The organism is Shewanella sp. 10B (assembly GCF_023475885.1).
GTDB classification, from domain to species: Bacteria; Pseudomonadota; Gammaproteobacteria; order Enterobacterales; family Shewanellaceae; genus Shewanella; species Shewanella mangrovisoli.
This window is the reverse complement of the sequence record NZ_JAMDJO010000010.1, coordinates 56953-70474: the sequence shown is the minus strand read 5'-3', so window position 1 is coordinate 70474 and position 13522 is coordinate 56953. Positions and strand designations below refer to the sequence as shown.

General features: G+C 46.6%; 11 protein-coding genes and 1 rRNA gene. 3 read left to right on the top strand and 9 right to left on the bottom strand.

The window, feature by feature from the left end; genetic code table 11:
- Both M0415_RS20090 and ccoG read right to left on the bottom strand, forming a co-directional pair.
- Window positions 1-103, bottom strand: a 16S ribosomal RNA gene (locus M0415_RS20090); the annotation flags it as partial.
- 521 nt (window positions 104-624) lie between these two features.
- On the bottom strand, window positions 625-2052 hold the full coding sequence (gene ccoG / locus M0415_RS20085) for a cytochrome c oxidase accessory protein CcoG (RefSeq protein WP_249556556.1): 1428 nt from the start codon (window positions 2050-2052) through the stop codon (window positions 625-627).
- A gap of 91 nt (window positions 2053-2143) precedes the next feature.
- Between ccoG and M0415_RS20080 the strand changes: the two genes are divergently transcribed.
- The 3 genes from M0415_RS20080 to M0415_RS20070 all read left to right on the top strand — a co-directional run bounded on the left by M0415_RS20080 (window position 2144) and on the right by M0415_RS20070 (window position 3884).
- The gene (locus tag M0415_RS20080; protein WP_249556557.1) at window positions 2144-2494 is read left to right on the top strand and encodes a hypothetical protein; all 351 of its coding nucleotides are present in this window, start codon (window positions 2144-2146) and stop codon (window positions 2492-2494) included.
- A gap of 116 nt (window positions 2495-2610) precedes the next feature.
- Window positions 2611-3513, top strand: a complete 903-nt coding sequence (locus M0415_RS20075; RefSeq protein ID WP_011627707.1) for a 1,4-dihydroxy-2-naphthoyl-CoA synthase — start codon at window positions 2611-2613, stop codon at window positions 3511-3513.
- Window positions 3514-3680: 167 nt separating this feature from the next.
- Window positions 3681-3884, top strand: coding sequence for a DUF2061 domain-containing protein (locus M0415_RS20070; RefSeq protein WP_169548704.1), 204 nt, complete (start codon window positions 3681-3683; stop codon window positions 3882-3884).
- A gap of 78 nt (window positions 3885-3962) precedes the next feature.
- Here M0415_RS20070 and glmS read toward each other — a convergent pair whose 3' ends face one another.
- From glmS to atpG, 7 genes are all read right to left on the bottom strand, one after another.
- Window positions 3963-5792 (bottom strand): glutamine--fructose-6-phosphate transaminase (isomerizing), encoded by a 1830-nt coding sequence (gene glmS, locus M0415_RS20065; protein WP_248968974.1) that lies wholly within the window; start codon window positions 5790-5792, stop codon window positions 3963-3965.
- A 75-nt stretch (window positions 5793-5867) separates the two neighbouring features.
- Window positions 5868-6638: a DeoR/GlpR family DNA-binding transcription regulator gene (locus M0415_RS20060; protein WP_249556558.1), complete on the bottom strand. Its 771-nt coding sequence runs from the start codon at window positions 6636-6638 to the stop codon at window positions 5868-5870.
- 203 nt (window positions 6639-6841) lie between these two features.
- Window positions 6842-8950 carry a TonB-dependent receptor gene (locus tag M0415_RS20055; RefSeq protein WP_249556559.1) on the bottom strand — a complete coding sequence of 703 codons (2109 nt, stop codon included), beginning with the start codon at window positions 8948-8950 and terminating at the stop codon, window positions 6842-6844.
- A gap of 259 nt (window positions 8951-9209) precedes the next feature.
- Window positions 9210-10574: a bifunctional UDP-N-acetylglucosamine diphosphorylase/glucosamine-1-phosphate N-acetyltransferase GlmU gene (glmU, locus tag M0415_RS20050; protein WP_088212843.1), complete on the bottom strand. Its 1365-nt coding sequence runs from the start codon at window positions 10572-10574 to the stop codon at window positions 9210-9212.
- A gap of 169 nt (window positions 10575-10743) precedes the next feature.
- Window positions 10744-11172: a F0F1 ATP synthase subunit epsilon gene (locus M0415_RS20045; protein WP_011624645.1), complete on the bottom strand. Its 429-nt coding sequence runs from the start codon at window positions 11170-11172 to the stop codon at window positions 10744-10746.
- A 36-nt stretch (window positions 11173-11208) separates the two neighbouring features.
- On the bottom strand, window positions 11209-12600 hold the full coding sequence (atpD, locus tag M0415_RS20040; protein WP_011718832.1) for a F0F1 ATP synthase subunit beta: 1392 nt from the start codon (window positions 12598-12600) through the stop codon (window positions 11209-11211).
- 35 nt (window positions 12601-12635) lie between these two features.
- The gene (atpG, locus tag M0415_RS20035; protein WP_011718833.1) at window positions 12636-13496 is read right to left on the bottom strand and encodes a F0F1 ATP synthase subunit gamma; all 861 of its coding nucleotides are present in this window, start codon (window positions 13494-13496) and stop codon (window positions 12636-12638) included.
- Window positions 13497-13522: the final 26 nt, after the last annotated feature.

The window sequence follows — 13522 nt, the reverse complement described above, 5'->3', positions numbered from 1 at the left end:
GCTCGCCACCTCAGGAGTAAACTCCCTTGTGCTGCCGCTCGACTTGCATGTGTTAGGCCTGCCGCCAGCGTTCAATCTGAGCCATGATCAAACTCTTCAATTAAAAGTTTTGTGAACCCTAAGGTTCGACTCAATGAATTCTGAATAGACTTAACTTAATAAGTCGTTGTACATATTGCTATGAACACTCATTCATTGATGTAAATTTTGATTACTCGCCAAACGGCAGAGTAATTTCGATTAACTCAACACCTGTGAGTGTCCACACAGATTTCTTGTTTAGATTGTTAAAGAGCATTTTGACCACTCACTTCGCGTTACCGCTCAGCGGGTCAGGGCTGCGTATTCTACGCATTTCCCCAGTCGCGTCAAGGCGTTTTTACAAACTTATTGAGGCTTTCGAATCAACTGCACATTTTGCATTCGATTCGCACTGTAAACCGCATTCGCTTTCGCTGTCTGCCGTGTCAGTGGATGCGCATTATAGGGAGCTAAACTTTTTGTGCAAGGGCTTTTTGTCAGAAAATTACGATTAATCATCTAGACGCCTAGATATCCAGCAACATGAATAAAAAAGGGGCTAAACAGCCCCTTTTTAAACTCATTTGGTTAACGAAACAGTAACTATGGACTGAAGAATCGCGATTCTTGCTCGACTTCGACTTCTTCGCCATCGATATGGGTTTTCACTTTTATCACGATGTTAGTCACTGAACGCGAAAGTTCGACCGGATCGACCCCGACACTGATAGGTAGAGTTAACACCTCTCCACCCGCAATCGTCACTGAGGTTGGTCCATACCATTTATAGTTATTGAGACCTTCAACACTCATAGTGTATTCATGGGCTTGTTCTGTCTTGTTGAGAATTTTCAGGGTGAAGGTGTTTTCAATCAGCCCTTGATTGTTTTCTCTATAGAGTTGGTTACGGTCGCGGATGATATCCATACGTACTGGAGCAATCGTCGCGCTCGCATAGATAAAGATCAGGATCATGGCGGCTAACACCACCCCATAGCCCACCAGCTTAGGACGTAATACCTTCTCTTTAATACCTTCGAGTTTATTTTCGGTGGTATAGCTAATCAGCCCTAGAGGGTATCCCATGCGCTCCATGGTTTGGTCACAAGCGTCAATACAGGCGCCGCAGTTAATACATTCGTATTGCAAGCCGTTACGAATATCGATACCCGTTGGACAAACTTGGACACAGAGGTCGCAGTCGATACAGTCGCCTAAGCCCATTTCTTTGGGGTCGGCTTTGCGTGAGCGCGGGCCGCGGGTCTCGCCGCGTTTTGCATCGTAACCAACGATATAGGTGTTTTTATCAAACATCGCCGATTGGAAACGCGCGTACGGGCACATATGGATACACATGATTTCACGCATCCAACCCGCATTACCATAAGTCGCTAAGGTAAAAAAGATAACCCAGAAGTAGATCGCACCCGATGCATTAAGGGTAAATACATCGACATATACTTCACGGCTCGGCACAAAATAGGACACAAACGTCATGGCCGTGATGAGCGAAAGCACAATCCATGCGGTATGTTTTGCCGTTTTGCGCCAGATTTTGTCAAAACCCCATGGCATTTGATCTAACTTAATGCGTTTATTACGGGCCCCTTCGAGTTTTTCTTCGAACCAGATGAACATAAACGTCCATACGGTTTGCGGGCAGGTGTAACCACACCAGACTCGGCCGAGATAGGTTGTCACGAAAAATAACGCAAAGGCAGCTATCATAAAGAGAGCGGCAAGTAAGGTCAGATCCTGTGGCCAAATCGTTAAACCAAAGACATGGAACTTCTGCTCTGCCAGATTGAACCAAACGGCTTGACGGTCTCCCCAAGGGATCCAAGGTAAGATAAGGAAGAAGAGCATTGCGACCCAGCCCATACGGCGGCGTACGCTACTCCATAATCCATCGATGGCCCGGACATAAATCCGGTTGCGGGGGTTAAAGCGATCAGCCTTATCTGCATCTGGCTGGTGAATCTTAATTCGATTGGTTTTCGAATAGTCCTTGTTATTAGATTCTGCGTTCATCGTGACAGCCTTTTACTGCTTTAATATTGGACGAAAACTGGCTTATTATACCCATATTATTAATGGTTATTCACTTATGTTGGACTAAAAGATGAAAGGTTGGATCATATTAGCGCTCCTGTGTGGTGCATTATATTACTTATACACCGAAACAGACAAACTAGATGCACCTATAGCCAAAACTGAGGAAATGGTTCAGAAGATAGAAAACAAAATGGGCTCGATGACGGGCACCCAAATTATTAAGATCGATCAGAAACGCGCTAAGGCTCGAACAGCCATATTGGAGCGACTATCGGCTCCTGAAGTCGAAGAGTTTAATAAAATCCCACTTACCGAAGACGGCATTGCCGATTTTAAAGACAGCTACTGCGGCACTAAGGCGCCCGAGCACCCAATCTTTAGCCGAGATAACCTGTTTTATATCTGCGATAACCTCTAATCCCACTTACAGGCAAACGGAATTTTGCAACCCATCACTAAGCATGGCGCTTAGGCGATTGACCAAAGACATGATTCCGCCTAGCCTTTGAACTTCAATTACATAGGCCTTGTATCATGACTAAACCAGTATCAGATATTTTTGATCCCGCACTGTGGGATGAAGTCAGCGGATTTAACTTCGACGATATTACTTACCATAGAGCCAAAGCCCACGGCACAGTGCGTATCGCCATCAACCGTCCAGATTGCCTCAACGCCTTCCGCCCAAAGACGGTCGACGAGTTGTATATCGCCCTCGATCACGCTCGCCAATGGTCCGATGTTGGTTGTGTGTTACTCACGGGCAATGGCCCCTCGGCCAAAGGACAATATTCGTTTTCCTCTGGTGGCGATCAACGTATTCGCGGTAAAGATGGTTATAAATATGAAGGGGCTGAAGAAGGCAAAGCCGATTTAGCCAGAATGGGGCGGTTACATATCCTCGAAGTCCAACGATTGATCCGCTTTATGCCTAAAGTGGTGATCGCAGTTGTGCCGGGTTGGGCGGTGGGTGGCGGCCATAGTTTGCATGTTGTCTGCGATTTAACCTTGGCCTCGAAGGAACACGCCGTCTTCAAACAAACCGATCCCGATGTCGCGAGTTTCGACTCAGGCTATGGCAGTGCTTATCTTGCCAAGATGATTGGCCAAAAGCGCGCGCGAGAAATTTTCTTCTGTGGCTTTAACTACAGTGCCGATGAAGCCTTTGCCATGGGAATGGTGAATAAATCGGTTCCCCATGCCGAACTCGAAGTTGAAGCATTAAGATGGGCCAAAGAGATTAACTCCAAATCGCCGACAGCAATGCGTATGTTGAAGTACGGCTTTAACATGACCGACGACGGTATGGTCGGCCAGCAACTGTTTGCGGGTGAAGCGACGCGTTTAGCCTATGCCAGCGCAGAAGCTCAAGAAGGGCGCGATGCTTTCCTCGAGAAACGTGACCAGGACTTTTCAGCGTTTCCTTGGCATTACTAATCGAAGCTGATTGCCATATAAAGCCCTCATTTGAGGGCTTTATATTTTTTAGCGCTTATAGATAGAAAAAACCGTTTAAACTAATCTCAAAATACGGGTTTAAATTTTAATGAGAATTGTTATCATCTAATTATTCCCAATTGGGGCTAATATTAGAGGATAAGATCATGACCAAGACATTAACTTTTGCCGTATTACATTTCAGCGTTGCCTTCACCGTTACCTATTTATTAACTGGTAGTGTTTTGGTCGGTGGTGCCGTCGCCTTAGTTGAGCCAGCGATAAACACTGTAGTGTTTTATTTCCACGATAAAGTATGGAAACGTTTCGAGGCAAAAAAGCAGAACGCGCTTAATGCAATAACGGCTTAATACCTCAGCCACCAGCACATACTCTAATGAAGCCCCAATAAAAAACCGCCATTTAGGCGGTTTTTTATTACTTCCGATTTATTCCACCGTCACCGATTTAGCGAGGTTTCGTGGTTGATCCACATCGGTGCCCTTAATTAAGGCAACGTGATACGAGAGCAACTGTAGTGGGATAGTGTAAATCAGCGGCGCCATAAAGATATCGCAGTGTGGAACCGGGATAACCTTCATGGTCTCGTCAGATTCAAACTCAGCATCCACATCGGCGAAGACATACATTAAACCACCACGGGCACGCACTTCTTCAACATTAGATTTCAGCTTTTCTAACAGTTCGTTGTTTGGTGCAACCACGATGACGGGCATGTCGGCATCAATCAACGCCAGTGGACCATGTTTCAGCTCGCCAGAGGCATATGCCTCAGCATGGATGTAGGAGATCTCTTTTAGTTTGAGCGCACCTTCCATCGCAATCGGGTACTGATCGCCACGGCCAAGGAATAAGGCATGGTGTTTGTCGGCAAAATCTTCCGCCAATTCAGCAATCGCATCATCTAAACCTAGGGCTTGTTCTACTTTGGCAGGCATAGACTGTAGGCTTTGGGTGATCTCCGCCTGCATTTGCTCCGACATACCATTGTGGCGACCGATCACCGCCGTCAGCATTAACAAACCCGCTAATTGCACGGTAAAGGCTTTAGTTGAAGCAACGCCAATTTCAGCGCCTGCTTTCATCATGTACGCCATGTCAGACTCACGAACTAAGGAAGAGCCAGGAGCGTTACAGATAGTCAGCGTCGCCTTATAACCCATTTCTTTAGCTAGGCGCATCGCCGCCAGCGTATCGGCAGTCTCGCCCGATTGAGAAATGGTCACCAACAGGCTGTTAGGGAACAAATGCGACTTGCGGTAGCGGAATTCGGAGGCGATTTCGACATTACAAGAAACGCCGGCCCAATCCTCTAACCAATAACGCGCCGCCATACCCGCATGGTAACTAGTACCACAGGCAATGATTTGCACGTGTTTGATATCTTTTAAAAACTCAGCTGCATTATCACCAAAAGCCGTGTCGAGCACTTGCTTGTTAGCGATGCGACCTTCGATAGTGCGTGTCAGCGCCAATGGCTGCTCATAAATTTCTTTGAGCATATAGTGGCGATATTCACCTTTGTCACCGGCATCGTGGGTGATTTCTGATTCTTTAACTTCGCGCTCAACTTTATTGCCATGCACATCGAAAATACTCACGGTGCGACGAGTCACTTCAGCCACGTCACCTTCTTCTAAAAACGCGAAAGAACGGGTCACAGGCAACAGCGCCAATTGATCAGACGCGACAAAGTTTTCACCTAAACCAAAACCAATCACCAGTGGACTACCTGAACGCGCCACAACCATGCGCTCGCTATCACGGCGATCAATCACCACAGTGCCATAAGCGCCTTCGAGTTGTTTCACCGTGGCTTGCACCGCAGCCAGTAAGGTGTCGTGCGTTTTTAATTCGTGGTGAACTAAGTGGCAAATCACTTCGGTGTCGGTATCCGAGCTAAAGTGATAGCCCAGCTCTTTAAGCATTTCGCGCAGTTTATGATGGTTTTCGATAATGCCATTGTGCACCACGGCAATATCGCCTTCAGATAAATGTGGGTGAGCATTGCGCTCGCTTGGCTCACCATGGGTCGCCCAACGAGTATGAGCAATCCCAGTGCCGCCCGCTAACGGGTCGGTTTCGAGTGCGGCAGAAAGCTCCTGCACTTTACCCACACGGCGCGTGCGATTAAGTTCGCCATTGTGGATAACGGCAACACCTGCGGAGTCATATCCACGATATTCTAAACGACGTAAACCTTCGACCAGAATTTCGGCCACATCCCTTTGCGCCACGGCGCCAACGATTCCGCACATAGTTTTTACCTATAAAATGAAAAATATAAATGAAGTTGTTTGAGTCATTTGCTCTGGCTTATCACCGGCAAATGCCTAAGGCGAGTAGGGCGCTAAGATAACTTTCACGCCTTGCTCGGTAATTTGGTTAAAGGCGCTCTCTTCGATACGAGCATCGGTGACTAGTACACTGATTTGCGACCAAGGTAGTTCTAAGTTAGGGATCCGCTTACCAATTTTGTCCGAATCCACCATAACGATCACTTCGCGCGAAACCTCAGCCATCACCTTGCTTAAACCTGTCAGCTCATTAAAGGTGGTGGTGCCGCGCGCTAGATCGATACCATCGGCACCGATAAAAAGTTGATCGAAGTTATAGGAGCGTAATACTTGCTCGGCCACTTGCCCCTGGAACGACTCAGAATGGGGATCCCAGGTTCCGCCGGTCATCAATAGGGTTGGCTCATTTTCAAGTTCGTGAATCGCATTAGCCAAATGCAGAGCATTGGTCATGACCACCAGGCCACGCTTGTGGTTGAGTTCAGCAATCAGGCCTGAAGTAGTGGTACCACTGTCGATGATGATGCGATTGTGATCTTTAATTAACTGCGCCGCGGCTTTAGCGATGGATAACTTGTTAGGGGCAATCTTGGTAGAAAACTGTTGTGTCACTTCATCGGGAATAGCCACAGCACCACCATAGCGGCGTAGCAACAGTCCGGTTTTTTCAAGCTCAGCCAAGTCTTTACGAATAGTCACTTCTGAGGTTTCGAAACGTAATGACAACTCATCGACACTCACTTCACCCTGTTCATTCAGAATGCTGATAATACTGTGGCGTCGTTGCTGTGTGTTTCGTTTATTCATAAAACCTTTCAGTTAACTTTCGATTCGAAAGTTATATTATAGAGAAACGAAACATTTTTGCTAGTATTCGAAATATGTTTTTAGAGTGAAAATGATGTAGTTGATGAGTTTTTAAAATTAACCTAATGAAAAGCAATAAAAAAGCAGTTCACCTATCGATGAACTGCTTTGAGCGAGCTAAAACTTAAGCGTCGAAAGTGAAGTTAGAACTTAGCTTCAAGTGCCACACTGAAGTTACGATCTTGGCCTAGGGTCACCATATTGTATTGGCCGCCATCGATATAATCGGTATCAAACAGGTTTCTCACGTTCGCGCGGATGCTAACGTCTTTACCCATAATATCCATAGTGTAGGCAGCACCGATATCGAAGCGAACATAACCGTCTTTACTGATAGTGTTATCCAGGTTAGCAAAACGCTCGCCAACATAGATAGCACCGAAGTTCATTGCAAAGTTATCGGTCACTTCATAACGAGTCCAGATATTGGCCGACCATTCAGGGGCATCGATAGGCGTTTTACCTTCGCGCTCATCACCCGTTTGATACTCAGCATCGAGGTACATCATAGATGAAGTTACAAACCAGCTATCACCTAGCTTACCTTGGGCACCCACTTCAAAGCCGCGGTGTTTTTGCTCACCGCCTTGGGTAGTGATTGAAGTGTATTTTCCATCTTCACTTCGTGGGTCACTTGCTGTCAGCACCTCATTAATAGAGATATTCTCAAGCGTGACATCAAATACCGCAGCCGTTAATAACAAGCTATCGTCAAACAGTTCCCACTTAGTTCCCACTTCATATTGAATGCCATATTCTGGTTTGAGGTTAGTGTCATGATTAACATTTAGAGGGTCGGTAATACCACCTTGCGGTGTAAAGCTCTTAGAGTAGTTAACGTATATGCTGCCATTAGTCATTGGTGAATAGATCACCCCAAATTTAGGCGATACGGCATAGCTATTTTCACCAAATCCATCTTTTTTCTGCTCGTCATAACGTACCCCAGCGAGCAATTTCCATTGTTCGTTGATGGTCATTAAATCTTGCAGATAGAAACCGTAGTATTTGTATTCATTTGGAGTGCCTTTCTTACCTGTATGGTAATCAAGATCCGGTTGAATCACTGGCTGACCGGGAATAACTGTTTGCGCTGCGCCACGGGCGATTTGTTGCTGGTAGAAGTAATCGAGATAGTTAGCGCCAATCAGCAACTGATGCTCCATACCCGCTAATGCAAACTCGCCTGTAAAATCGACATAGGCGGTTTTATGCTGCCAATCATCGTAACGATCGAATGGTCTAATGCTGTATCCCGAGGTGAATGGGTCTTCATTATATTGCGGCGCAGAATCGAAACGCTGGCGGTTAAACTGTTGATCGTTATAACCCAGTTTAACTTTCCAATCGTCATTCATATGCCAAGTTAAATCGGCACCTAAATTTGAAACCGTGTTATCGGTAAAGGCCCAAGGAGCATCCCAGATGGTTTTACGCTGGCCGACAACATTACCTTGCTTATCTAACCAACTGCCAGCATCGATACCGGTTTTATCTTGGGTATGGTCGTATTTCAGTGACAATAACAGATCATCACTGATATCGAATTCTAGGTTCAAATAACCTAACCAACGATCACGCTCTTGGTTTTCATCGGTCGTTGAATATTCACGCCAGTATTTAGTGTCTTGTTTGACTAACACACCACGGTAACGAATGCTTTGAGCCTCGTTTAAACTGCCCCCCGCATCTAACTGAGCGCGGGTAGAGCCGTAACCGTCGGTATCAAAACCTAAGTTGAGCATAGAATCATAGGTGGGCTTCTTGGTGACCATATTCACCAAACCGCCAGGCCCAGATTGGCCATACAACATACTCGAAGGACCTTTCAGCACTTCGACTTGCTGCAGGGTTTCAATAGGTTGGACGTAGTGGGACCATTGCTGGTGGCCGTTGATCAGATAACCGTTGCCCGAATCTAATTCAAAACCACGAATACTGAAGACTTGGCGGTTCCAACGGGTAGTTCCCGCTGTCACACTTGAATCGTTTACTAAGACTTCCGCAAGGTTAGTCGCTAATTGCTCATCGGTAACAAAGTCGGGGATAACATTCACAGATTGTGGTGTATCCATTAAATCGATATCACCACGCATAGCACCGGATGCACTGCCGACTTTATAGTCGTTAAACGTACGGCCAGTCACATTAATGCGCTCAATGTTTTCATCATTTGGCGCCTCGGCCATAACAGGCATCGCCATTAATGCAGACCCTACGGCCAAACCAACCACTGAATATTTAAATACCATTGCCAACACCTCAAGTAGACCTTTCGTCTTAGAATTGCAGGCAATATAAATAAGAATTGTTTTTATTTAATCATCTTTACACGAATTTACAATTCAGCGTGATTTAGATCAACTTTCAATAAAAACAATGAATTATCCATAACACTTCAGCCTTAATTCAACATTAATTTGGCTAATTTTTATTTAATGAGGATTTTTAGCTTTGACAAAAAACATAAAGCGGCAATAAGCCGCTTTATGTTGACTGAGTACAGCGCCGTTATTTCTTAATCTTTACCGGACGTTGCCAGCCAGTCAGATGTTTTTGCTTAACACGGGTGATAACTAGCTCATCCTCACCCACGTCACGGGTAATTGTTGACCCTGCACCCAGCGTCGCGCCTTTACCAATGGTCACTGGCGCCACCAGCTGAGTATCACTCCCCACAAACACATTGTCTTCGATCACGGTTAAGTGTTTATTGGCACCATCGTAATTACAGGTAATAGTGCCCGCACCAATATTCACACCTGCACCGATTTGCGCATCGCCTAAATAGGCTAAATGACCCGCCTTAGAACCCACACCTAAAACGGCCTTTTTCATCTCTACAAAATTGCCGATATGGGCATCCTGCATTAACTCAGCACCGGGGCGTAAACGGGCAAAAGGCCCGGCACTGGCGGCAACGCCCAGCTTCGCGCCTTCGATAATAGAGTAAGGTTTGATCTCGGCATTATCGGCAATTTCACAGTCGATAAGAATCGCGCCAGCGCCGATGCTAACGTTATTACCAATCACGACTTTGCCTTCGAAAATAACGTTCACATCGACCATTACATCCATACCGACCGTCACTTCACCACGGATATCGATACGGCTTGGGTCACGCAGATTTGCGCCAGCAATCATTAGCTTCTCAGCTTCGCGGGCCTGATAAGCTCGCTCTAATTGGGCGAGTTGCACGCGGTTATTAGCACCTTCCACCTCAATGGCAGATTGTGGCTGAGCGGTATTAATCTCAACCCCGTCGGCGTGGGCCATGGCGATAATATCGGTCAGGTAGTATTCACCCTGAGCATTGTTATTCGATAAGCGGCCAAGCCAGGTTTTTAATGCCTTGCCCGGCACAGCCATAATGCCAGTGTTGATTTCATTGATGGCTAACTGCTCAGCATTGGCATCCTTTTGTTCGACGATGCCGACAACCTTGCCTTGCTCACGCACGATACGGCCATAGCCGGTTGGATTGGTTAGATTGACAGTTAAAATCGCCACGCCATTATCGGGACGCGCAGCAAGTAATGCTTCGAGGGTTGAGGCTTGGATTAACGGCACATCACCATAAAGGATCAGCACAGTGTCATTATCATCAATATTCGGAATCGCCTGAGCGACCGCATGGCCTGTGCCTAACTGCTCAGCTTGCAACATCCAATTGAGTTGCTGCTCGCCCAAAGCCGATTTTAATTTGTCGGCGCCATAGCCGTACACCAATTGAATGGCATTGCTGCCGATACTGTGGGCGGTATCGATAACATGCTGCACCATGCTCTTGTGGGCGATAGGATGTAATACCTTGGGAAGATCCGAGCGCATGCGAGTTCCTTTTCCTGCCGCTAAGATCACTACATTTAATGCCATTGCCATATCCTTGATTAACATCCCAAAGGGATAAACTGAGCTCGATTTAATGGCGCAATTTTAACGGAAAGGCATAGCAAAGCGAAAGGCTGATATCAAAACGCAGCGAAAAACCAACAAAAAAGGCGGGTATCTTTCGATAACCGCCTTTTATCACAAACAATAACCTTTATCTGGCAATGTTTTTCTTGATGGTTTCAACAACACGTAATTGAGCCATTGCTTTCGCTAACTCAACCATAGCGGCGTCATAATTGAAGTCCGCACCCGCAGTCGCCATATGGGCTTCTGCACGACGCTTGGCTTCTAATGCTGCCTGCTCATCAATATCTTTGGCACGCATAACCACATCAGCCAACACAGAAACAGAAGAAGGTTGTACTTCCAGTAAACCACCAGAAAGATAAAACACTTCTTCGCTGCCGTCTTGTTTGACGATGCGCGCCATGCCAGGTTTGATATAGCTTAACAGTGGAGCGTGGCCATGCATGATGCCCAACTCACCTTCAGAACCGGTCACTTGTAGGCTAGCTACGCGACCTGAGAAGATGCTGCTCTCTGCGCTTACTATATCAAGCTGTACTGTCATGGCTGCCATCCCGTTCTCCTTAAAAAACTAAGTATGACTACTTAGTTATTTCTTTTTGTTAGCTTTCTCGACAGCTTCGTCGATAGAACCAACCATGTAGAACGCTTGTTCTGGAATGTGGTCGAACTCGCCACTCAGAATTCCCTTGAAGCCACGGATAGTGTCTTTCAGAGATACGTACTTACCAGGAGAACCAGTAAAGACTTCTGCTACGTGGAAAGGCTGAGACAAGAAACGCTCAATCTTACGTGCACGGGAAACGGTCATCTTATCTTCGTCTGACAGTTCGTCCATACCGAGAATAGCAATGATGTCTTTCAGCTCTTTGTAGCGTTGCAGAACAGTTTGTACACCGTTAGCTACGTCATAGTGCTCTTGACCAACCACTAATGGATCTAATTGACGAGAAGTCGAATCCAGTGGGTCAACCGCTGGGTAAATACCCAGAGAAGCGATTTGACGTGACAATACAACAGTCGCATCTAAGTGAGCGAAGGTTGTTGCTGGTGACGGGTCAGTCAAGTCGTCCGCAGGAACGTATACCGCTTGTACAGAGGTAATAGAACCAGTCTTAGTTGAAGTAATACGCTCTTGCAGAACGCCCATTTCTTCAGCCAGAGTGGGTTGGTAACCTACTGCAGAAGGCATACGACCTAACAGTGCTGATACTTCAGTACCGGCTAGGGTGTAACGGTAGATGTTGTCAACGAACAACAGAACGTCACGACCTTCGTCACGGAATTTTTCAGCCATAGTCAGACCGGTCAGTGCTACACGCAGACGGTTTCCTGGTGGCTCGTTCATTTGACCATAAACCATGGCTACTTTGTCGAGAACGCCAGAATCCTTCATCTCGTAGTAGAAGTCGTTACCCTCACGAGTACGCTCACCTACACCGGCGAATACAGAAAGACCTGAGTGAGCTTTAGCGATGTTGTTAATCAGTTCCATCATGTTAACTGTCTTACCAACACCCGCACCACCGAACAGACCTACTTTACCACCCTTAGCGAATGGACATACAAGGTCGATAACCTTGATACCAGTCTCTAACAGTTCAGTCGTGTTTGATTGCTCTTCGTATGAAGGAGCGCTGCGGTGAATCACATAACGTTCTTCTTCGCCAATTGCGCCAGCTTCATCAATAGGGTCGCCTAATACGTTCATGATACGGCCAAGAGTGGCAGTACCAACAGGAACAGAAATAGGTGAACCTGAGTTTACTACCTCAAGACCACGACGCAGACCATCAGAAGTACCCATAGCGATGGTACGAACTACACCACCACCTAGTTGTTGCTGAACTTCCAGCACCAAACCATTACAGGAGCCTTCACCTGTGATCTTCAGAGCGTCATATACCTGAGGTACGGCATCTTGTGGAAACTCTACGTCCACAACCGCGCCAATCACTTGGACAACAGTACCTGTGCTCATGATTAATCCTCTAAAACTTGTATTCGTTACCTAACCTAAACCGCAGAGGCACCAGAAACAATTTCCGACAGTTCCTGCGTAATCGCAGCCTGACGAGCCTTGTTATAGACCAATTGCAAATCGTCAATCAGTGTACCCGCGTTGTCTGTTGCCGCCTTCATCGCCACCATACGGGCAGCCTGTTCAGAAGCAATGTTTTCAACAACACCTTGGTAAACCTGAGATTCTACATAACGAACCAATAAGGTATCCAAAAGGGCTTTTGGATCTGGCTCGTAGATGTAGTCCCAACGATGAGCAACCTCATCATCTTCCGATTTAGGCAAAGGTAGCAGCTGCTCGATCACAGGAGTCTGCGTCATAGTGTTTACAAACTTGTTGAACACTACGTACAGACGATCCAGTTTGCCTTCGTTGTAAGCATCTAGCATTACACGTACTGTCCCGATCAGGTCAGCGAGCTTTGGCGCATCGCCTAAACCTGAAGCATGGGCAGATACTTGACCGCCAAAGCTTTTGAAAAACTGAACACTACGAGCACCGATTGGGCAGAATTCAAATTCTGCACCTTGCTCTTTCCAGCTTTTCACGTCTGAAACAACCTTTTTAAAGAGGTTGACGTTCAAACCACCACAAAGGCCACGGTCGGTTGCTACAACAATGTAACCAACCCGCTTGGCCTCTCTCACCTCTAAGTAGGGGTGTTTATACTCGAGAGAACCTTGCGCTACGTGACCGATCACCTTACGCATGCTTTCCGCGTATGGACGGCTTGCAGCCATGCGTTCCTGCGCTCTGCGCATTTTGCTGGCTGCCACCATTTCCATGGCGGACGTGATCTTCTGAGTGTTTTTCACACTCGCGATCTTGGTTTTAATCTCTTTAGCGCCGGCCATCTCTACTCTCCAATCTGGACCTGAGG